The sequence below is a fragment of the Streptomyces halobius genome (assembly GCF_023277745.1).
Lineage (GTDB): Bacteria > Actinomycetota > Actinomycetes > Streptomycetales > Streptomycetaceae > Streptomyces > Streptomyces halobius.
In genome coordinates, this window is sequence record NZ_CP086322.1 from 3,723,413 (window position 1) to 3,744,060 (window position 20,648).

Genomic DNA, 20,648 nt, shown 5'->3' on the forward strand with positions numbered 1-20,648 from the left:
GACCGTGTACCGCGCCCGGAGACGGGCGCGCGCGCTCCCCTCCACGCCTGCCTGGCTGTCCCGCCTGCGGGAGCGGATGCCGGCCGCCAAGCTCACCGGCCTCGGCTGCTGGCTGCTCGGCACCCTCTCGCTGCTCGCGTTCGCGTTCCTGGACCGGCTGCTGCTCGGCGGCGCACAGACTCCGTACTGCGTGTTCTTTCTGCTGGTCAGTGTGTGCGCGGCGGTGTGGGTACGGCCGTACGACCTGATCACCGCGCCGATCGCGCTGCCCATCGCGTTCACCCTCGGGGCGCTGCCGGTGCACCGGGGCACGGGCGGGTTCGCAGGGGTGGCGATGGGGCTGTTCACGGTTCTCGCGCTGAACGCGGGCTGGCTCTACGCCGGCACCCTGCTCTGCGTACTGCTGGCGGTCTTCCGGAAGCTGGTGCTCATTGTGCAGCGTCGGGCCATCCGACCGGTGAGTCCACCACAGAGGGGGCGCGCCGTGCCGCGGAATCGGCAACAGGCGGCACAGAGCCGTCCGCAGCCGGCGGTTCACCGGCCCGAGCGGCCTGGGCAGCCATCGCGGCACCCACAATCCCCGCATCGTTCTGAAGCTGCGCCGGCACGATCTCAGCCCTGATGCCCTCGATCAGCGGCAGGAACTTCGCCGCCTTGCGGCTCACCCCGCCGCCGATCACGAACAGCTCGGGCGAGAACAGCATCTCCACATGGGCGAGGAATTTCCGGACCCGGTGCGCCCACTGCTGCCAGCTCAGGTCCTCGTCGTCCCGGGCCTTGGTGGAGGCGCGTTTCTCGGCGTCGTGACCGTTCAGTTCCAGGTGGCCCAGTTCGGTGTTGGGGACCAGCCGGCCGCCGGTGAAGACGGCGCTGCCGATGCCGGTGCCGAAGGTGAGCACGATGACGGTGCCGGTGCGGCCGCGGCCCGCGCCGAAGCGCATTTCGGCCAGGCCGGCCGCGTCCGCGTCGTTGAGGAGCGTCACCGAGCGGCCGCCCGGCCCGCCGCCGAGCCGAGTGGTGAGCAGCGGGCCGGCGGCCATGTCGATCCAGTGTTTGTCGACGTTGGCGGCGGTTCGGGTGGTACCGCCGGTGACCACGCCGGGGAAGGTCACACCGACCGGCCCGGACCACGCGAAGTGGTCCACGACCTGTTTGACGCAGTCGGCGACCGCGTCCGGGGTGGCCGGCCGCGGGGTCAGCACCTTGTAGCGCTCGTCGGCGAGTTCGCCGCACTCCAGATCCACCGGGGCACCCTTGATGCCCGATCCGCCGATGTCCACACCGAAGACCCTCATGGGGAAAGGCTAGGCGGGGACCCGGCCGATCGCTTCCGGGATACCGGAATACCGCGATACGGGACCGGAATCCCGGGGTTCTCAGTCGTCGAGCGCGGACTTGGCCTCGGCGCGCAGATCGCGGCGGAGTTCCTTGGGCAGTGAGAAGGCGATGGACTCCTCGGCGGCCGTGATGGTCTCGACGTCGTCGTAGCCGCGCTGGGCGAGCCAGTCCAGGACGCCGTGGACGAGGACATCCGGGACGGACGCGCCGGAGGTGACACCGACCGTGCGGACGCCCTCCAGCCAGGACTCGTCGATCTCCTCGGCGTTGTCGACCAGGTGGGCGTCGCGGGCGCCGGCGCCGAGGGCGACCTCGACCAGGCGCACGGAGTTCGAGGAGTTCTTGGAGCCGACGACGATGACGAGATCGGACTCGGCGCCCATCTGCTTCACCGCCATCTGACGGTTCTGGGTCGCGTAGCAGATGTCGTCGCTCGGCGGTGAGAGGAGGTTGGGGTAGCGGCCCTTGAGGGCGTCGACGGTCTCCATGGTCTCGTCGACGGAGAGCGTGGTCTGGGAGAGCCAGACGACCTTCTCCGGGTCGCGGACCTCGACGTTCTGCACATCCTCGGGGCCGTCGACCAGGGTGATGTGATCGGGGGCCTCGCCGCTGGTGCCGATGACCTCTTCGTGGCCCTCGTGGCCGATCAGGAGGATGTCGTAGTCCTCCTTGGCGTACCGGACGGCTTCCTTGTGGACCTTGGTGACCAGCGGGCAGGTGGCGTCGATGGTGGCGAGCTTGCCGCGCTCGGCCTCTTCGTGGACGACGGGGGCGACGCCGTGCGCCGAGAAGATGACGATGTTGCCCTCGGGCACCTCCTCCGTCTCGTCGACGAAGATCGCGCCCTTCTTCTCCAGGGTTTTCACGACGTACTTGTTGTGCACGATCTCGTGCCGTACGTAGACGGGCGCGCCGTACTGCTCCAGCGCTTTCTCGACGGCGATCACGGCGCGGTCCACGCCCGCGCAGTAGCCACGGGGGGCGGCGAGCAGGACCTTGCGGGCGGGCGGCGGGCCGGGGATTGCAGTCATGCGAACCATCGTAAGGCCGAGCCCTGACACTCGAAGATCGCCCATTGGCCCAGAATCTTGGAGAACGTACGCAAGGGAGGCGGGATGCCGGGGACGAGCGGTGCGACGGAGGACGGCGCGGCGGGCACCGGGGGCGGGAGCGGCGCCGGCGGGGCCGGATCGCTGCGGCGGACGCTGTCCTTCCGGGATCTGATCGTCTACGGACTGCTGTTCATCGCCCCGATGGCGCCGGTCGGGATTTTCGGCACGCTGCAGGCCAAGTCGGACGGGGCGATCACCGCCGTCTATATCGTCGCCACGATCGCGATGGGCTTCACCGCCTACTCGTACGCGCAGATGGTGCGGGTCGCCCCGCGGGCCGGGTCGGTCTACACATACGCCCGGGTGGGCCTCGGCGAGGGCCCGGGGTTCCTCGCCGGATGGCTGGCGATGCTGGACTATCTGCTGATCCCGGCGGTGGCGTATCTGTTCTCGGGGACCGCGATGCACGCCCTGGTGCCGTCGGTGCACCAGTGGGTGTGGACGGCGCTCGCGGTGGTGGTGACGACGCTGCTGAACCTGTGGGGCGTACGGACCGCGGCGGTGGTGGGGTTCGCGGTACTGGCGATGGAGCTCGCGGTGCTGGCCGTTTTCGTGGTGGTGGCGGCGGCCGCGGTGATCGCGGGCGGTGCGCAGCGCGGTTGGGCGGATCCGCTGATGGGCGAGGGCGGCTTCTCGATGACCGCGGTGCTCTCGGCGGTGTCGGTGGCGGTGCTGTCGTATCTGGGGTTCGACGCGATCGCTGCGTTCGCGGAGGAAGCGAGGGGGGCGGCGGACTCCGGGAAGGGCCGGGGCCTGCGGGGTGCGGACCGGGTGGCGCGGGCGGTGCTGACCTGTCTGGCGGTGGCCGGTGTGCTGTTCGCGGTGCAGACGTATCTGGCGGCGCTGCTGGCGCCGATGAGCGCGGCGGAGCTGGCGGCCCGGCCCGGTGCGCAGGGCGACGCGTTCTACGCCACGGTCGATGCGTCGGTGGGTGGCTGGCTGCGCGATCTGGTGGCGGTGAGCAAGGCGATCGGCGCGGCGTTCGCGGCACTGGCGGGGCAGGCAGCGGCGGGCCGGCTGCTGTTCGCGATGGCCCGGGACCGTCGGCTGCCCGGGGCGATGTCGAAGGTGGACGCGGAGAGCGGGGTGCCGCGCCGGGCGCTGCTGGGCGCGTCGGTGGTGACGCTGGTGGCGGCGGTGTGGGCGGCCCGTAGGGACGACGGTCTCGACCAGCTGTCGTCGATCGTGAACGTCGGGGCGCTGAGCGCGTTCGCGCTGCTGCATGCGTCGGTGATCGGCTGGTTCTGGGTCCGCAAGGGGGCCGGGGCACGGAGTCTGCCGCGGCATGTGGTGGTGCCGCTGCTGGGGCTCACGGTGGTCATCGCGGTGATCGTGGAGGCGGCGCCGACGGCCCGGGTGGTGGGGGCTGTGTGGCTCGCGGTGGGGATGCTGGTGCTGGTGGTACAGCACTGGGGCGGACGGCGGGCGGGCGCGCCCGAGGCGTGAGGGCCCCCGGCGGCGGACGCGGGCGGGCGCGCGGGGCTGAGGTCCGGCGTTCGGCGGCCGCTGTCGGTGCCCGCCGCTACTCTCGCTCGTATGGCTGTCTCCACGTCCCCCGAAACACCGCTCCCGGTCGGCGAGGTGTCCCGCCTCATCGGCGGGTGGATCGACCGCCTCGGCGCCGTCTGGGTGGAGGGGCAGATCACCCAGCTCTCCCGGCGACCGGGCGCCGGTGTGGTCTTTCTGACGCTGCGTGACCCGTCGTACGACATCTCGGTGAGTGTGACGTGCTACCGCCAGGTCTTCGACAAGGTCGCCGATGTGGTGGGCGAGGGGGCCCGGGTGGTGGTGCACGCCAAGCCGGAGTGGTACGCCCCGCGCGGCCAGCTGTCGCTGCGGGCCGCCGAGATCAAGCCGGTCGGGGTCGGCGAACTCCTCGCCAGACTGGAGCAGTTGAAGAAGGCACTGGCGGCGGAGGGGCTGTTCGCGGCGGACCGCAAGCGGTCGCTGCCGTTCCTGCCGCAGCTGATCGGCCTGGTCTGCGGCCGCGCGAGCGCCGCGGAGCGGGACGTCCTGGAGAACGCCCGGCACCGCTGGCCGGCCGTCCGCTTCGAGGTGCGCAATGTGCCGGTGCAGGGGGTCCATGCGGTCCCGAAGGTGATCGAGGCGGTCCAGGAGCTGGACGCACTGCCCGAGGTGGACGTGATCATCGTGGCCCGCGGCGGCGGCAGCGTGGAGGATCTGCTGCCGTTCTCGGACGAGCAGCTCGTACGGGCCGTCGGCGCCGCGCGGACACCCGTCGTCTCCGCGATCGGCCATGAACCGGACTCCCCCCTGCTGGATCTCGTCGCCGACCTGCGCGCTTCGACGCCCACGGACGCGGCGAAGAAGGTCGTGCCGGACGTGCGCGAGGAACTGGCCCGTGTCCAGCAGCTGCGCGACCGGGCGCGGCGCGCGGTGACCGGCTTCGTGGAGCGGGAGGAGCGCGGGCTGGCGGCGGCGCTGCACCGCCCCTCGATACAGCGGCCGCAGCGCATGGTGGAGGAGCGCGAAGAGCAGATCACGGCGCTGCTGGAGCGCGGCCGGCGGACGCTGGGGCATCTGCTCGACCGGGCGGATTCGGAGCTGACGCACACCCTCGCGCGGGTGGTCGCGCTCTCCCCCAAGGCGACGCTGGAGCGCGGCTATGCGGTGCTGCAGAAGCCGGACGGGGCGGCGGTGCGCTCGCCGGAAGAGGTCGGCGCGGACGAGGAGTTGCGGGCCAGGGTGGCCGAGGGCGAGTTCCGGGTACGGGTGGCCGACCGGCCGAAGGGGCCGGGCGCTGTCGCACCCCGCGCATAGGGTGGGAGACATGGCGAAGGCGAAGACGGACGGCATGGCGAACGCGGAGCGCGGGGCGGCGGCCGGAGCGGAGAGCGACGCGGAATCCGGCGCGGAGACGGCCGCGGAGACCGACGGCGCGACCGGCGTGACGTCGGTGGATTCCACGCTCGGCTACGAGCAGGCGCGCGACGAGCTGATCGAGGTCGTCCGCAGCCTGGAGGCGGGCGGCACGACGCTGGAGGAGTCGCTCGCGCTGTGGGAGCGCGGCGAGCAGCTGGCCAAGGTCTGCCGCCACTGGCTGGAGGGCGCCCGGGCCCGGCTGGACGCGGCGCTGGCGGAGCAGCCGGAAGGGACGGAGGGGTAGCTGGACCAGGGACGGAGGGAGAGCGGGAGCAGGGGCGCGGTGCCACCGGGCCTCGACCTTTCACCCCCACCACCCATGGCACATCCCGCCCCATGTGAACCGAGCCACAGCCCCCCACCGTTTAGTTGAAAGTTCACCCACTTCGGCTACGGTAGATCCCGTAGTCACCGCAGCACGCCCGCTGCGCCCCGCCGACCACCGAGGTGCCCTTATGTCTCTCGCCCTTGACGCCACCGCTCAGGACCTCCTCTTCCGGGAGGCCCATACCGCCAGCACGTTCACGGACGAGCCGGTGACGGACGAGCAGGTCCAGGCCATCTACGACCTGGTGAAGAACGCCCCCACCGCCTTCAACCAGTCGCCGCTGCGGATCACCCTGGTCCGTTCCGAGGAGGCCCGCCGCCGCCTGGTCAAGCACGCCATGGGCGCCAACGGCCCGAAGACGCTGACCGCGCCGCTGACCGTGGTCCTCTCCGTGGACCTCGACTTCCACGAGAAGCTGCCGCGGCTCTTCCCGCACGCCCCGGACATCAAGGACGCGTTCTTCTCCGAGCTCGCCACCCGCGAGGCCGCCGGCACCCAGAACGCCACCCTGCAGGCCGGCTATTTCATCCTCGGCATCCGCGCCGCCGGCCTGGCCGCCGGCCCGATGACCGGCTTCGACTTCACCGGCATCGACAAGGAGTTCTTCGGCGACGGCAAGCAGAAGTCCTTCCTCGTCATCAACCTCGGCAAGCCGGGCACGGACGCCTTCTCCCCGCGCTCGCCGCGCCTGGAGTTCGACGAGGCCGCGACGACGGTCTGAGCCCCACCGGACGGCCGTCCGAAACCGCACCGTCTGAGCCATACGTCCGGGATCTGGGCCCTACGTCCGGGACGGGCCCTGCCGAGCCGCCGCCCGTACGACGACGAGGCCGCCGTACCCCTCCCGGGTGCGGCGGCCTCGTCGTACGCCGGACCCGCGGGCCTCAGCCCTTCTTCGTCTCCTGGCCCTTCTTCGCCTCCAGCGAGGCGGCCAGCTCCGCGAGCCGGCCGAACGGCGCGGTACCGGTGACGACGGTGGTCACACCCGGCTCCTCACGGACCAGGGCGTTGTACGTGTCGCCCTTGTAGCGGTCCCACTTCTTGCTGGCGACGACCTGCTGACCCCCGACCTTGACCGCGTCCAGCGTCACGTCCTTGATGAACTCGCGCGCGGGCGCATCGCTCTGCTCGACCGCCGCGTACTCCTGCTCCGGATCGAGCAGCCCCAGGTGCCAGGCGCCGCCCTTGCCGTCGTTGCTCGCCTTGTACGAGACGGAGGTGGCGCGCCAGGTCTTCGGCAGCCCCTCGGGCACGGCCACCGGATACGGCGCAGCGCGCCGGGCCATGGTGGCCTCGAGCCGGTAGTCGACCGTCTTGACCGCGTTCTTCTCGGCACTCGGGCTGTCGTCGTGCGGGATGAAGAAATAGATCGCCCCGACGAGAACGCCGATCACCGCCAGCGACAGGACCATGTCCCGCACCGTTTGCCTGCCTCGCATACCTGCCACGCCCCTATGGTCCCCCACCGCCCGCGGCGGCCCCGACGGACCCCCCGGTGACGGCGGTCACCAGCGTCCCCAGCCGGGCGTCACCGGCCCGTACGAACCTCTGGCGAATGTCCCGCGCACCCCGCCCCACCAGGCCATTCGCCCCCGTCGGCAGTGCTTCATGACGCCGCTCATGCGAAGGGCCCCCTGCTCATTTTCGCGGCGTACCGATACTGTGAACGTCTGGGGAGAGCACCCGCGACCCCCGGCAGCCACCCTTTCGTCCTTCTCGCCCTTCCCTCCTCAACCTTCTCGACCTTCCGGCCGTCGCCGTACAAGAAAGGTGCGCTCGATGACCGAGCACCATCTCCCGTCCCCCCTTGAGGTCAGCCCCGAAGCCCCCGACCGCAACCTCGCCCTGGAGCTGGTCCGGGTGACCGAGGCCGGTGCCATGGCGTCGGGCCGCTGGGTGGGACGGGGTGACAAGAACGGTGCGGACGGCGCGGCGGTCAAGGCCATGCGCGCCCTGATCCACACCGTGTCGATGAACGGCGTCGTGGTCATCGGGGAAGGCGAGAAGGACAACGCCCCGATGCTCTACAACGGCGAACGTGTCGGCGACGGCACCGGCGCCGAGTGCGATGTGGCCGTGGACCCCGTGGACGGCACCACCCTGACCGCCAAGGGCATGGCCAACGCGGTGTCCGTGATGGCCGTCGCCGAGCGCGGTTCGATGTTCGACCCGTCCGCCGTCTTCTACATGGACAAGCTCGCCACCGGCCCCGAGGCCGCCGACTTCGTCGACATCACCGCCCCGGTGGCCGTCAACATCCGCCGGATCGCCAAGGCGAAGCGCTCCGCCGTCGAGGATGTCACCGTCGTCATCCTGGACCGGCCCCGCCATGACGGCCTGGCCAAGGAGGTCCGCGAGGCCGGCGCCCGGATCAAGTTCATCTCGGACGGCGATGTCGCGGGCGCGATCATGGCGGCCCGCGAGGGCACCGGCGTCGACCTGCTGCTGGGCATCGGCGGCACCCCCGAGGGCATCATCGCCGCCTGCGCCCTCAAATGCATGGGCGGCACCATCCAGGCCAAGCTGTGGCCCAAGGACGACGTCGAGCGGCAGCGCGCCCTGGACGCCGGGCACGACCTGGACAAGGTCCTGCAGATCGACGACCTGGTCCGCGGCGACAACGTCTTCTTCGTCGCCACCGGCATCACCGACGGCGAACTGCTGCGCGGCGTGCGCTACCGGGCGGAGACCGCCTACACCCAGTCGCTCGTGATGCGCTCCAAGTCCGGCACCATCCGTCAGATCGACTCCGAGCACCGGCTCTCCAAGCTCCGCGCGTACAGCTCGGTGGACTTCGAGCGGCCGAGCTAGTCACCTCAAGCGGCCGAGCTGGTCGACGGCACAGGCCCTCAAACGCTTCGCCCCTGCCGGAGAGCCTCCGGCAGGGGCGAAGCGGCCCATGCGTCCCGTATGCGCGCTGAGTCCCGTATAACCTCTCGAACTCAGCCCGCCGCGGGCATATGGGCGGCGCGCCGGAGCTCGGCCTCCCGACGACGACGGCGGGCCAGCACGACCCGCCGCTCGGCCGCGGTCAGCCCGCCCCAGACGCCATACGGCTCCGGCTGGAGCAGGGCATGCTCCCGGCACTCGACCATCACCGGACAGCGGGCGCACACCCGCTTCGCGGCCTCTTCCCTGGCCAGCCGTGCGGCGGTCGGCTCCTTGGACGGGGCGAAGAACAGCCCGGCTTCGTCCCGGCGGCACACCGCCTCCGAATGCCAGGGGCCGGCCTCGTCGCGAGCGGACACTCGCTGGGACGGAACGACAGCGGCATCCTGCAGGGGCTGATGCGGTAGCAGCACGGTCTACTCCTGACGACGGCTTCGGCGAAGAAATCACCCTTGCCCGTCTCGCTGCGCACGGCTTTTCGCACCCCGCAGCCGTACGAGAGACGATGCACCAGCCCTACCCGCTGTACGCAGGCTTATGCACACCGTGTCGATCGAGGAAAACCACACCTACCCCCGAGCCCGCCGAAGGTCCTACGTCAGCCGATCCGGGCCTACGACGGCCGATAGGGGCCCTACGTGAACCAATCCGGGGCCTTACGTCAGCCGACCCGAGCCCTACGACGGCCGATCCGGGCCTTATGTGAACCGGTCCGGGCCTTCCAGGCCCTTGCGGCGCCCGTCCCGCAGCCGATGGCGCAGATCGTGGATCCAGGCGCCGCGCTTGGGCTTGGCCTCGACGCTGCCCAGCACGGCACAGCCGTTGACGAGGATCTGCGGGGCGTTGCCGTCCACCGCGTCGTGCGTCTCGACCTCGAAGGAGCCCAGGATGCCGGAGCCGCTGCTGCGCAGCGTGATGTTCTCCGGGACCCGGATCTCCACGCTGCCGAAGACGGCGGTGACATTGATCCGGATCTGCTGCTGCGGGAAGACGGCCTCGGTCAGATCGATCTCCACGCTGCCGAAGATCGCCACGGTGTTGATCCGCGCCGGGACCCGCCAACGGCCCTTGCGGGTCGAGGCGCTGAAGATCGCCACCAGGTTCTGGTCCGGCAGCGGCGCGCCGCTCGCGGACGCGTACGCACCGGGGCTGAACTGCGGGCGACCGCCGCCCGCGCCGGGCAGATCCCGCACCACCGGCTCCAGCTCGCCCATGGTCTTGGCGCGATAGACCAGATCGATCCGCTCGGCATGCTCCTCGGCGTCCAGCCGCCCTTCCGCCAGCGCCTCGCGGAGGATCTCGGCGACCCGGTCACGGTCCGCGTCGGACGCCCGGATGCCGGCGTCGGCGGGCGGGGCGAATGCGGGTACGTCCGGCGGCGATGCGGGTTTGGTGAGCGATGGAGCGGGTTCGGCGGGTCGCGAACCACTGTCATCTGCTGCTGCGCCCTGTATGTCCACCTCCCCAGCGTAGCGAAACGCGATAGATCGCGACCAGACCACGACCAGGCCACACGCTCGGACGACGACCGACTCCGAATACCGAACTCCCGAATGACCGGACTCCCGGCACGGCACAGCCCCCCACCCCACCTACTGAGCCTTACCTCACACCAGCACCCCCGCGGCAGGGTTCTACGCTGTTCAAGCGCTGCCATAGACGCCAGCCAACGCTCCCTCCGAGTAAGGAATGCCCGTCATGCCGGAATTCGCCTATACCGACCTGCTCCCCGTAGGCGAGGACAACACCCCGTACCGTCTGGTCACTTCGGAGGGTGTGAGCACCTTCGAGGCCGATGGCCGGACGTTCCTCAAGGTCGAGCCGGAGGCACTGCGCAAGCTGGCCGCCGAGGCGATGCACGATATTTCGCACTATCTGCGCCCGGCGCACCTCGCCCAGCTCCGCACGATCCTGGACGACCCGGAGGCCAGCCCCAACGACCGCTTCGTCGCGCTCGACCTCCTCAAGAACGCCAATATCGCCGCGGCCGGCGTCCTCCCCATGTGCCAGGACACCGGCACCGCGATCGTCATGGGCAAGCGCGGCCAGAACGTCCTGACCGAGGGCGGCGACGAGAAGGCGCTCTCCCGCGGCATCTACGACGCCTACACCCAGCTCAACCTGCGCTATTCGCAGATGGCCCCGCTGACCATGTGGGACGAGAAGAACACCGGCTCGAACCTCCCCGCGCAGATCGAGCTGTACGCGACGGACGGCGGCGCCTACAAGTTCCTCTTCATGGCCAAGGGCGGCGGCAGCGCCAACAAGTCGTTCCTCTTCCAGGAGACCAAGGCGGTCCTCAACGAGACCTCCATGATGAAGTTCCTGGAGCAGAAGATCCGTTCGCTGGGCACGGCCGCCTGTCCCCCGTACCACCTCGCCATCGTCGTCGGCGGTACGAGCGCCGAGTACGCCCTCAAGACCGCCAAGTACGCCTCCGCGCACTACCTGGACGAACTCCCCGCCGAGGGCTCCCCCACCGGCCACGGCTTCCGCGACAAGGACCTCGAAGAGAAGGTCTTCGAACTGACGCAGAAGATCGGCATCGGCGCGCAGTTCGGCGGCAAGTACTTCTGCCACGACGTGCGCGTGGTCCGTCTCCCCCGCCACGGCGCGTCCTGCCCGGTCGCCATCGCCGTCTCCTGCTCCGCGGACCGCCAGGCCGTCGCGAAGATCACCGCCGAGGGCGTCTTCCTGGAGCAGCTGGAGACCGACCCGGCGCGGTTCCTCCCGGAGACGACGGCCGAGGAGCTGACGGAGGGCGCGGGCCCGGACCTCGACGCGGTCGCCGTCGACCTCAACCGCCCCATGGACGACATCCTCGCCGAGCTGACCAAGCACCCGGTCAAGACCCGGCTGTCGCTGACCGGCACGCTCGTGGTCGCCCGCGATATCGCCCACGCCAAGATCAAGGAACGCCTGGACGCGGGCGAGGGCATGCCCGAGTACCTGAAGAACCACCCCGTCTACTACGCCGGCCCCGCCAAGACCCCCGACGGCTACGCGTCCGGCTCCTTCGGCCCGACGACCGCCGGCCGTATGGACGCCTACGTCGAACAGTTCCAGGCGGCCGGCGGCTCCAAGATCATGCTCGCCAAGGGCAACCGCTCCCAGCAGGTCACCGACGCGTGCGCCGCGCACGGCGGCTTCTACCTCGGCTCCATCGGCGGCCCGGCCGCGCGCCTGGCCCAGGACTGCATCAAGAAGGTGGAGGTCCTGGAGTACGCGGAGCTGGGCATGGAGGCGGTCTGGAAGATCGAGGTCGAGGACTTCCCGGCGTTCATCGTCGTGGACGACAAGGGGAACGACTTCTTCCAGGACCCGGCGCCGGCGCCTACGTTCACGAGTATTCCGGTGCGGTCGGGATCCTGAGGACTTGAGGGATGCGGAGTCCCTGGTTATTGGCCGGGGACTCCGTGGTTACTGCCGCCCCTGGTGGCGGGGGCAAGCGCATGGCGGCCACTCCTGCGCAAGTCCGTAGACGTTGACCGGATCGCTGGCCAGGACGTGGACCTCCCTCCGTTCCTCCCGTACGGCGCCGTCAGGGCTTGCGGTGTAGACGCGCAGGGTCATCAGCGACTGCCGGCGCCCGGGCGCATGCGGTTGCTCGTGGTCCGCGCTCACCAGACCACCTCGACGGGCTGCGGCTGCTGCTCGTACGCGACGTAGTAGGGGCGCACGATGGGTGTCTTGTCGCCATCGATAGGTGGCTCGACGGGGCGTGGCGGCCGGACGGCGCGCGGGTTGCGGGGGCACGCTGCGGCGGGGGTTCGCGGCGGATTCCAGCGCCATACGAGGACCGTACGAACGGTCACGGGGCAGGTGTGTGTGGAGGGGGCGGCGCGGTGGCGCCCCGTAGCGCGCGGAATGAGCAAATCCCGTACGCGATCAAGGCAACGGGCAATAAGCTGAGCCATGCTGACGCTCCTGTTGGGTTCAAGCGTTGGCCATGCCCCGGGGCCGTGCTAGCGGTCGCCGGGGTCTTCTCATGGCGTATTCGCGTCGTCCGCCCGTCTCCGGCGAACAATCACTTTCCGTGCTCACATCGTTGCCGCGCGGCATAGGCTTCGGAAGGGAGTAAGGGCTTATTCCTGCAGCCGTAAGGTTGGAAGTGAGGCTGTGGCCAAAGAAATTGACCCCACGACTTCCACGGCGGCGCTCTTCGGAACCCGCCTCCGGAGACTCCGCTTGAAGGCCGGGCTGACGCAGGCCGCACTGGGACGTCTGGCGAACACGCACAGCACGCGAATCAACCAGGTCGAACGGGCGACGGGCGCCAAGCCGACGCTGACTCTGGCACGGGCGTTGGATGAGGCGTTGGGGGCTGATGACCTGCTCGTGGAGCTATGGCCGTACGTCTATCGGGAGGCGTTCCCCAACTGGGCGCAGGCGTTCATGGAGCATTCGGAACGAGCCGTGATCATCAGAGAGTTCGCGACGTCCGTCGTTCCTGGTCTGCTCCAGACCGAGGACTATGCACGTGCTGTTCTGAGCGTCGGCCGCACGCTGAAGTCGCCCGAGCAGTTGGAGGAACGGCTTGCGTCGCGGATCAACCGCCAGGCGCGGCTGCTTCGACCCGACGGCCCCAGGCTCTGGGTCGTCCTCGACGAATCGGTACTGATGCGACCCGTCGGCGGTCCGGTTGTGATGCGGGCCCAGCTCGCCCGTCTCCTGGAGGCCGCCGATGCCCCACGCACTACGCTCCAGGTCCTGCCGTTCAGCTGCGGGGCTCATGGGGCCGTAGAGGCGTCTCTGACGCTTTTGACGCTTCCGGACGGCTCCGAATGTGCCTATACAGAAAACGCCGACACTGGCCAACTCATCGATGAGCCGGAGGAGGTGAAGTCATTCACGGTCACTTACGATCAAGTTCGGGCCCTGGCCCTACCGCCGAACATGTCGCTCGACATGATCCGATCCGTAATGGAAGGCACGTACCATGCTGAGCGCATCCCGACCCGATCTGACCGCCGCCGCCTGGCACAAGTCCAGCTACAGCAACAAGGAGGGCGGCAACTGCGTCGAGGTCGCCGACAACTACCCGGGCCTCGTCCCCGTACGTGACTCCAAAAACCCCCACGGCCCAGCCCTGCTCATACCCGACGGAGCCTGGACCACGTTCATCACGGGTCTGAAAGCCGGCGGCTTCCAGACCAGCGACTGAACACACGACAGCGCCCGCTTCGGCGGGCGCCATGGCATCGTGTGGCTACTCGCGCGCGCTGTCCAGCGCTGCGACGCATTTGCGAGTGATGCGGTGCTCGGGGCCGAGGATCCTCAGGGCGTCGCCGTATGACCGCTGCGCCAGCTGAGCTGCTTCGGCCTTGGCGCCGCTGAGGCCCAGCAGCCGCGCGAGGTCGGCAGCCGTCTCGATGGTGAATGGATGCTCTTCTCCCAGCTCCGCGCTACGGGATGCCAGCACCCTGCGCAGTTCGTCTGTCGCGCTGTCCTTGTCGCCGCGCTCCCCCATGACGAGGGCCAGGTTGCTCCGCGCTGCAGCAGTACGGATATGGGTGGAGCCGAAGTGCCTGATATACGCCTGAAGAGCTTCCTGGGCCCGCTCTTCCGCTTCGGCCCATGTGAGCATGGCTATCTCGTCGTCCTGGACTTGATCAGCCGCTCGAAAAGCGGTGAGGGCTTCTCTCATCACAGCTGCGCGCATAAGCAGAGATCTAGTGGCGATCTCTTCCCTGTGTGCGCCGTGCAGGCGCGGAAGAAGGTCTATGAGCTCTCGCGACAAGGCAAGCGCCTCACCGAAGCGCCCCATGGTGTACAGGTAGCCCACTTGCTCGCGGATGATGTCTGCCGTGTCGGCATGGGTCGCACCGAGGACTCGCTCCCGGATCTCTGCGGCCCTGAGCGCGAGCTCGTACGCCTCGGCGAACTCGCTGAGCATGGCCTTCGCAAGCGCAGTGTGTGCGTACGCGTCCGCCAGGAGCAGCGGTGCCTGTTCCGCTATCTGCCCGGCTCGGTCCAGGGCGTCACGCAGCACGGTTACGGCAGAGGAGAGTCCGTCACCCTGGTAAAGAATCTTTCCGAGAGCGATGGCGTCTGCGACCGCAGTGACGGGATCGGTCGTCCTGTGTCGCTCACTGTGCTGCGCGATACCCGCAGCCAGGTGCACCGCGTCCGACCACCGGCCCGCCCCATCGTGTGCCGTGCGTATCTGCCGTGCTGCGTCGAGCAGTTCTTCATCGGCGCTGTCGGATGCCAGCAGCCCCAGAAGATGGGGCTCAACCAGGGTGCTTTCGCCGCTCGCCTCGCGAACAGATCTGCTCACCAGCTTGGCCGCCGCCTCGGTGAGCTGCTCACGCTCGTCGGTCGGGAGGGCGGCAGCCACCGTCTCCAGCAGGAGGCCGTGCGCTTTCACGCAGCGCGTACGCGACCGTCCTTGGCCGGTGGACACCTCGATCAGGTCGACCAGTGACGCCGAGATCAACCCGTGCAGGCCGGCCTCGATCCGTTCCGCCGACAGGCCGGGCACCTGGACGGCGAGCAACGCGGTAGGGGCGAGCAGCAGCAGGGGCACGGGGGTGTCCGCGAAGCAGGAGAGCAGCCGCAAGGTGGCCATCGCCTCGGGCACGCCGCGCTCGGCGAGGGCGTCCAGTGACAGCTGCCAGGTCAGGCTCAGCCGCTGGCGTGCTCCGCCTTCCAAGCCGGCGCCACGATCCAGCAAGCTGACCGGATTCTCCTCCAACCGTTCCAGGTATTCCTCCACCGTCCAGCTCTCCAGAAGCTGCTGGGAAAGGAAGCCGCCCGCCAGGGTCAGGGCCAGCGGGTGGCAGCCGAGCCTCTCTGCGAGACGCAGAGCTGCTTCCGGCTGCTGTTCTCCCGGCGCCAGATCGTGGAGCAGCCGAGCCGCCTCCAGCGCGGGCAGCACATCCACCCGATGCAGGCGAGCCCGCACGGCCATCCACGCCGGGTCGACGGCCTGCCGTGAGGTCACCACGACGGTTCCCCGTGCTGACCGGCGCAACCACCCGTCTCTCAGCAGCTTGGGATCGTCCGCGTTGTCCAGGACGAGCAGCCAGGGTTCAGGGGAAGCGTCCAGGTGCTGCCACACCAAGTCCGCGGCAGCCCGCCGCCCCTCCTGGGCGGCCTGGACCTCTTGTGGCGTCGCGCCACGGTCGGCGGCGACGGCGAGCATGCCGCCTCGTAACTGTGACTCGGTGGTGGCTTCCACCCACATGGCCACGGTCGAGGGCGCTGCTTGCTCGAAGAGCCAACGAGCCAACGCGGTCTTGCCGCACCCTCCGAATCCGTGCAGGACGTGCACCTCGCCGTGCGTCCGCAGGGACGACAAGAGGTCCTCGCGCAGCTCCTCCCGGTCGTGCAGCCCTGCACGCAGAGGCGCTGCCAGCGGTACCCGCACCGAAGCCGGGCCGCTTCCAAATCCCGGTGAGCCGTGATGGTGGTGCTCGGTGACCTGGATGTCGCGCTCGGACTGAAAGATGCGGCCCTGGCCGTAGGCGGCAGCCCCGAGTCCAGCGCCCTCTATGCCGTCACGACTCATGCCTGCCCTCCGGAGAGGTGGATGTCCCGGCCCGCTTGGAACACCCGTCCGTGCCCCTCCGCACGGGCCCGCATCCGCACCGATGGCCCCGCCGTATCCGCCACGGCACCGCGCGCGTCGTCCAGGATGCGCTGCAGTTCCGCTGCGGCCTCGGGCTCGTCACGCAGCACGCGCCGCAACCGCGCCTGCCACTCGGTAGCCAATTCCCGGCGCACCTGATCCGCCTCACCGTCCTGTTCGGCCTGGACCAATTCCGCGCGGGCTTCCTCCAACTCCCCCTCCACACTGCCTGCCTGGCCGGGTCGGATCCGCCGCCACACCGCGACGACCCCCTCCCGGGCCTGTTCCCAGGCAGCCGTCACCATCAGCGTCACCAGCGCCGTACCCGCCTCGTCAAGCACCGCTCCGCCCACCCCGCGATCCAGGTCCGTCTGCTAACTACCCCGACTCTTGGTCGAGTTGTCTTGTAGGAACTCAGAGCAATGAGCTGCCCCGAGTCTTGTAGAGCCTAATCTCCGGTCGCCACGGGCACCGGTCGTGATCCTGACGAGGGCTCCGGCCAGGGTCGGCAGGATCATCGCCCACAAGCCGTCGCCCACGGTCCACGGCCGGTTGCTCGCGGGCCTGAAAGCCGGGGACTTCCCGGCTGCCTCCTGACTCACATGCCGCTGGTGTCCACGTCCACGCCGAACGGCTCGGGGATCCGGATGGTCGCCCCATACGGGTGGGGACCATCAGCCCGGGTGTAGCCGAGGTGGCCCGGCTCCGAGAACAGCGTCACAGACCTCTCCTGACGGTCCACCAGGAGATAAAGGGGCGCTCCGTATTCGGCGTACCGCTTCCGCTTCACCACACGGTTGGTGTCGGCGTTCGACTCCGAGGTGACCTCGACGACGAGCAGCGTGTCCGCGGGCAGGAGCGCTCCGGCGCCCTTCGCGGCCGCGGCCGGCACCACGGCGAGGTCGGGGATGTACCAGTTCGGCGATCCGGGGAGATCGAGGTTCCCGGAGCCGATGACGCAGCCGAGTTCGCGGGCGCGGGCGCGGATCTGCTCGCGGAGGGTGTCGCTGGCGGCTTCGTGGTCCCAACTGGGCGGGACGGTTTCGATGACTCCCTCGATGATCTCTGCCCGGTCGTCCTTGATGTGCTGGATGGCGTATTTCAAGGCGCGTTCAGGGTCGATGTCGTTGCTGTAGTCGGCAGGTGCTTCGCTCACCGGGACCGTCCTTGGAACTGGCGCGGTATGTCCGCTCAACATAGCGCCCCGCCCCTGGGGCCCGGCTCCGAGGAGCCGGGCCCTCGTCCGTACGTGTGCCGATCGGTGAGCCGATGCCCGTATCCGGGAACAGAATCGCGGCCTCGGGTACTGAAACAGGTATGAGCAACGACAACGACTTCGGCGCCCCCGGCGCCGGCGACACCCCCGCCTTCCGCATCGAGCACGACTCCATGGGCGAGGTCCGCGTCCCCGCGCACGCGAAGTGGCGGGCGCAGACGCAGCGGGCGGTGGAGAATTTCCCGGTTTCCGGGCAGCGGCTGGAGCGGGCGCATATTGAGGCGCTGGCGCGGATCAAGGCCGCGGCGGCGAAGGTCAATGCCGAGCTGGGGGTGGTCGACAAGGATGTGGCGGGGGCGATCCAGGAGGCGGCCGGTGAGGTGGCCGCGGGGCGGTGGGATGATCACTTCCCGGTCGATGTGTTTCAGACGGGGTCCGGGACGTCATCGAATATGAATACGAATGAGGTCATCGCGACGCTGGCCAGTGAGCGGCTGGGGCGGGACGTCCACCCTAATGACCATGTCAATGCCAGTCAGTCGTCCAACGATGTCTTTCCGTCGTCCATTCATATTGCGGCTACGGCGGCCGTCGTTCGAGATCTGATTCCGGCGCTTGAGCATCTCGCTGCCTCGCTGGAGCGTAAGGCGGCGGAATTCTCCGACGTGGTGAAGTCGGGGCGGACGCATTTGATGGATGCGACGCCGGTGACGCTGGGGCAGGAATTCGGGGGGTATGCGGCGCAGGTCCGGTACGGCGTGGAGCGGTTGTGGAGCTCGTTGCCGCGGCTGGCGGAGCTGCCGTTGGGCGGGACGGCGGTGGGGACGGGAATCAATACCCCGGCTGGATTCTCGGCGGCGGTTATCGCGGAAGTGGCGCGGGCTACGAGGCTGCCGCTGACCGAGGCGCGCGATCATTTCGAGGCGCAGGGTGCGCGGGACGGGCTGGTGGAGATCAGTGGGCAGTTGCGCACCATCGGCGTGGGACTGACGAAGATTTCCAATGATCTGCGGTGGATGGCTTCGGGACCGCGGACGGGGCTCGCGGAGATCGCGCTCCCCGATCTTCAGCCCGGTTCGTCGATCATGCCGGGGAAGGTGAATCCGGTGATTCCGGAGGCCGTGCTGATGGTCGCGGCGCAGGTCACCGGGAATGACGCGACGGTCGCGGCAGCGGGTGCGTCGGGGAATTTCGAGCTGAATGTGATGCTGCCGGTGATCGCCAGGAATGTGCTGGAGTCGATGCGGCTGCTGGCGAATGCGTCGCGGCTGCTGGCGGACCGGACGGTGGACGGGATCAGCGCAAATGCGGAGCGGGCGCGGGAGTACGCGGAGTCGTCGCCGTCCGTGGTGACTCCGCTGAACAAGTACCTCGGGTACGAGGAGGCGGCGAAGGTCGCCAAAAAGTCGCTGGCGGAGCGGAAGACCATTCGGCAAGTGGTGATCGAGGGGGGTTATGTCGAGCGTGGGCTGGTGACGGAGGAGCAGCTCGACCAGGCGCTGGATGTGTTGCGGATGACGCGTCCGTAACGCCGGTGCGGCTCAGGTCACGGCGGGCGTAACGCCGCGCACCTAAGATCTGCGCATGACAGCGGACATGGTGGATACGACGGCGGAAGGCGAGACGGCGAGCGGCACTCGTGCGGCGGGCAGCGGCACGGAGTGCGTGCGATGGGCGCCGGGGGATCAGATTCTCTGGCGTTATCGGGACAATGCCGAGGCCGGTCGTATCCATATCTGCCGTCCGATGACCGTTGTCCAGGACACCGACGAGCTGCTCGCGGTGTGGATGGCGCCGGGCACCCCGTGCGTACGGCCGGTGCTCGCCGACGGGACGCCGGTGCACCGTGAGCCGCTGGCCACCCGCTATACCAAGCCACGGCGTTCGGCCCGTGACCACTGGTTCGGCGCGGGGGTGCTGAAGCTGGCCCGGCCGGACGATCCGTGGTCGGTGTGGCTGTTCTGGGAGCGGGGCTGGCAGTTCAAGAACTGGTACGTCAATTTGGAGGAGCCGCGACGCCGTTGGGCGGGCGGAATCGACTCCCAGGACCATTTTCTCGACATCTGTGTCTATCCGGACCGGCACTGGGAGTGGCGGGACGAGGACGAGTTCGCGCAGGCCCAGCGGGACGGGCTGATGACGTCCGCGCAGGCCGCCGAGGTGCGGTCGGCGGGCCGGGCCGCGGTGGCGCACATCGGGGCGTGGGGCAGGCCGTTCGCGGACGGCTGGGAGAACTGGCGGCCGGATCCGGGATGGCCGGTGCCCCGGCTTCCGGAGGACTGGAACCGCGCACCGGGGCATTTGCGGTCGTGAGCGAGTGAAGTAAAGACAAGCGGAGGGAGTGAAGAGGGCGAATGTGGAAAGGTGCGCCTATGGGCAACGGCTGCGTAAGGCCGTTTCTCATGGTCTGACGGAGGACCTTCCGCAAGTCACCACCGATCCCCCTTGCTGTCCACCCCGGCTTCAAACGTAGGATCGTCCTCCGCAAGACTGCACAGGCGCAACTCCAGAACGGGAAACCGAACTTGACCGCGGTCGCAGGAGGGGCAAGGTCGTGAGCGCTGCCAGCTACGACAGTTATGAGGGCCTGAACCGGTTAGCTCTTGACCGGGCCGGCCAGGCCGAGGCGTTCGACGCGATCGGCGACCGCTACGACGAGGCTTTCCCGCACAAGGAAGGCCAGCTCGCGACGGGCTCCTGGCTTGCCGAATCGCTGCCGGCCGGTTCGCGTGTGCTGGACCTCGGCTGCGGTACCGGACTGCCGACCTCCCGTCAGCTCTCCGATGCCGGGCATCGTGTGGTGGGGGTGGATTTCTCCCCCACGATGATCAAACTGGCCCAGGACAACGCCCCGGCCGCCGAATTCCACCGGCTGGACATCGCCGATCTGCGGAACGGACGGCTCGGCGGCACCGGCTCGTTCGACGGAATTGCCGCTTTTTTCTCGCTGTTGATGCTGCCACGTGCGGAAATCCCTTACGCACTGGGCATGCTGCATGATCTGCTACGACCTGACGGGCTGCTCGCCCTGTCGATGGTCGAGGCGGATGTTGACGACTTCACCATTCCGTTCCTGGGAAACTCGATCCGGGTATCGGGTTACCTGCGGGACGACCTGCGCCGGATCGTGCACGACGCGGGATTCGACGTCACCGGGGAGGACTCGTACGCGTATGCCCCGGCGAGTACCGACGTACCACCCGAGATCCAGCTCTTTCTGCACCTGCGACGCGCCTGAGACGCAGCGTCAGGCGCGTCCGCACCAGCGGCGCGCCTGGAACGCGGTGCGGCGGGCGCACAGCCCCGGAC

20 protein-coding genes and 2 pseudogenes are annotated in these 20,648 nt (G+C 69.2%); 12 read left to right on the top strand and 10 right to left on the bottom strand.

Annotation, left to right across the window (positions count from 1 at the left end; genetic code table 11):
• Positions 1–76 precede the first annotated feature (76 nt).
• Positions 77–367, top strand: a pseudogene (locus tag K9S39_RS42405) (DUF6542 domain-containing protein); the annotation flags it as partial.
• Between the two features lie 61 nt (positions 368–428).
• Here the strand turns inward: K9S39_RS42405 and ppgK are convergent.
• Positions 429–1,295, bottom strand: a complete 867-nt coding sequence (ppgK, locus tag K9S39_RS16905) for a polyphosphate--glucose phosphotransferase (protein ID WP_248864190.1) — start codon at positions 1,293–1,295, stop codon at positions 429–431.
• Positions 1,296–1,376: 81 nt separating this feature from the next.
• Complete coding sequence (locus K9S39_RS16910) at positions 1,377–2,378, bottom strand: 4-hydroxy-3-methylbut-2-enyl diphosphate reductase (RefSeq protein ID WP_248864191.1); 1,002 nt, start codon at positions 2,376–2,378, stop codon at positions 1,377–1,379.
• A 75-nt stretch (positions 2,379–2,453) separates the two neighbouring features.
• Here K9S39_RS16910 and K9S39_RS16915 point away from each other — a divergent pair, with 75 nt between their 5' ends.
• From K9S39_RS16915 to K9S39_RS16930, 4 genes are all read left to right on the top strand, one after another.
• Complete coding sequence (locus K9S39_RS16915) at positions 2,454–3,896, top strand: APC family permease (RefSeq protein ID WP_248864192.1); 1,443 nt, start codon at positions 2,454–2,456, stop codon at positions 3,894–3,896.
• A gap of 90 nt (positions 3,897–3,986) precedes the next feature.
• The gene (gene xseA, locus K9S39_RS16920; RefSeq protein ID WP_248864194.1) at positions 3,987–5,231 is read left to right on the top strand and encodes an exodeoxyribonuclease VII large subunit; all 1,245 of its coding nucleotides are present in this window, start codon (positions 3,987–3,989) and stop codon (positions 5,229–5,231) included.
• Between the two features lie 127 nt (positions 5,232–5,358).
• On the top strand, positions 5,359–5,577 hold the full coding sequence (locus tag K9S39_RS16925) for an exodeoxyribonuclease VII small subunit (protein WP_406708140.1): 219 nt from the start codon (positions 5,359–5,361) through the stop codon (positions 5,575–5,577).
• Positions 5,578–5,788: 211 nt separating this feature from the next.
• Positions 5,789–6,382, top strand: a complete 594-nt coding sequence (locus tag K9S39_RS16930) for a malonic semialdehyde reductase (RefSeq protein ID WP_248864195.1) — start codon at positions 5,789–5,791, stop codon at positions 6,380–6,382.
• 163 nt (positions 6,383–6,545) lie between these two features.
• Here K9S39_RS16930 and K9S39_RS16935 read toward each other — a convergent pair whose 3' ends face one another.
• Positions 6,546–7,100, bottom strand: coding sequence for a DUF4245 domain-containing protein (locus K9S39_RS16935; protein ID WP_283113490.1), 555 nt, complete (start codon positions 7,098–7,100; stop codon positions 6,546–6,548).
• A gap of 340 nt (positions 7,101–7,440) precedes the next feature.
• On the opposite strand from K9S39_RS16935, the gene glpX reads away from it, so the two are divergent.
• Positions 7,441–8,472: a class II fructose-bisphosphatase gene (gene glpX / locus K9S39_RS16940; protein WP_248864196.1), complete on the top strand. Its 1,032-nt coding sequence runs from the start codon at positions 7,441–7,443 to the stop codon at positions 8,470–8,472.
• Positions 8,473–8,603: 131 nt separating this feature from the next.
• Here the strand turns inward: glpX and K9S39_RS16945 are convergent, their stop codons facing one another.
• Together K9S39_RS16945 and K9S39_RS16950 are read right to left on the bottom strand one after the other, a co-directional pair.
• Positions 8,604–8,963, bottom strand: a complete 360-nt coding sequence (locus K9S39_RS16945) for a WhiB family transcriptional regulator (protein WP_248864197.1) — start codon at positions 8,961–8,963, stop codon at positions 8,604–8,606.
• A 285-nt stretch (positions 8,964–9,248) separates the two neighbouring features.
• On the bottom strand, positions 9,249–10,004 hold the full coding sequence (locus tag K9S39_RS16950; protein WP_406708141.1) for a DUF1707 SHOCT-like domain-containing protein: 756 nt from the start codon (positions 10,002–10,004) through the stop codon (positions 9,249–9,251).
• A 244-nt stretch (positions 10,005–10,248) separates the two neighbouring features.
• Here K9S39_RS16950 and K9S39_RS16955 point away from each other — a divergent pair, with 244 nt between their 5' ends.
• On the top strand, positions 10,249–11,922 hold the full coding sequence (locus tag K9S39_RS16955; protein ID WP_248864199.1) for a fumarate hydratase: 1,674 nt from the start codon (positions 10,249–10,251) through the stop codon (positions 11,920–11,922).
• A 48-nt stretch (positions 11,923–11,970) separates the two neighbouring features.
• On the opposite strand, the gene K9S39_RS16960 is transcribed toward K9S39_RS16955, so the two are convergent.
• Together K9S39_RS16960 and K9S39_RS16965 are read right to left on the bottom strand one after the other, a co-directional pair.
• Positions 11,971–12,174 carry a hypothetical protein gene (locus K9S39_RS16960; RefSeq protein ID WP_248864201.1) on the bottom strand — a complete coding sequence of 68 codons (204 nt, stop codon included), beginning with the start codon at positions 12,172–12,174 and terminating at the stop codon, positions 11,971–11,973.
• Positions 12,171–12,365 carry a hypothetical protein gene (locus tag K9S39_RS16965; protein ID WP_248864202.1) on the bottom strand — a complete coding sequence of 65 codons (195 nt, stop codon included), beginning with the start codon at positions 12,363–12,365 and terminating at the stop codon, positions 12,171–12,173. Before K9S39_RS16965 ends, K9S39_RS16960 begins: the two co-directional genes overlap by 4 nt.
• A gap of 304 nt (positions 12,366–12,669) precedes the next feature.
• Here K9S39_RS16965 and K9S39_RS16970 point away from each other — a divergent pair, with 304 nt between their 5' ends.
• On the top strand, positions 12,670–13,614 hold the full coding sequence (locus K9S39_RS16970) for a helix-turn-helix domain-containing protein (protein ID WP_248864203.1): 945 nt from the start codon (positions 12,670–12,672) through the stop codon (positions 13,612–13,614).
• Positions 13,583–13,714 (top strand): annotated as a pseudogene (locus K9S39_RS16975) (DUF397 domain-containing protein); the annotation flags it as partial. The gene K9S39_RS16970 and the pseudogene K9S39_RS16975, both read left to right, overlap by 32 nt.
• A gap of 45 nt (positions 13,715–13,759) precedes the next feature.
• Here K9S39_RS16975 and K9S39_RS16980 read toward each other — a convergent pair.
• From K9S39_RS16980 to K9S39_RS16990, 3 genes are all read right to left on the bottom strand, one after another.
• Positions 13,760–16,063: a tetratricopeptide repeat protein gene (locus K9S39_RS16980; RefSeq protein WP_248864204.1), complete on the bottom strand. Its 2,304-nt coding sequence runs from the start codon at positions 16,061–16,063 to the stop codon at positions 13,760–13,762.
• Positions 16,060–16,464 carry a hypothetical protein gene (locus tag K9S39_RS16985; RefSeq protein WP_248864205.1) on the bottom strand — a complete coding sequence of 135 codons (405 nt, stop codon included), beginning with the start codon at positions 16,462–16,464 and terminating at the stop codon, positions 16,060–16,062. Before K9S39_RS16985 ends, K9S39_RS16980 begins: the two co-directional genes overlap by 4 nt.
• A 257-nt stretch (positions 16,465–16,721) precedes the next feature.
• The gene (locus tag K9S39_RS16990; protein WP_248864206.1) at positions 16,722–17,279 is read right to left on the bottom strand and encodes a Uma2 family endonuclease; all 558 of its coding nucleotides are present in this window, start codon (positions 17,277–17,279) and stop codon (positions 16,722–16,724) included.
• 161 nt (positions 17,280–17,440) lie between these two features.
• Between K9S39_RS16990 and K9S39_RS16995 the strand changes: the two genes are divergently transcribed.
• The 3 genes from K9S39_RS16995 to K9S39_RS17005 all read left to right on the top strand — a co-directional run bounded on the left by K9S39_RS16995 (position 17,441) and on the right by K9S39_RS17005 (position 20,577).
• On the top strand, positions 17,441–18,868 hold the full coding sequence (locus K9S39_RS16995; protein ID WP_248864207.1) for a class II fumarate hydratase: 1,428 nt from the start codon (positions 17,441–17,443) through the stop codon (positions 18,866–18,868).
• Between the two features lie 67 nt (positions 18,869–18,935).
• On the top strand, positions 18,936–19,652 hold the full coding sequence (fomD, locus tag K9S39_RS17000; RefSeq protein WP_248868827.1) for a cytidylyl-2-hydroxypropylphosphonate hydrolase: 717 nt from the start codon (positions 18,936–18,938) through the stop codon (positions 19,650–19,652).
• 241 nt (positions 19,653–19,893) lie between these two features.
• Entirely contained in the window at positions 19,894–20,577 is a 684-nt protein-coding gene (locus K9S39_RS17005) for a class I SAM-dependent DNA methyltransferase (RefSeq protein WP_248864208.1), read from the top strand.
• Positions 20,578–20,648: the final 71 nt, after the last annotated feature.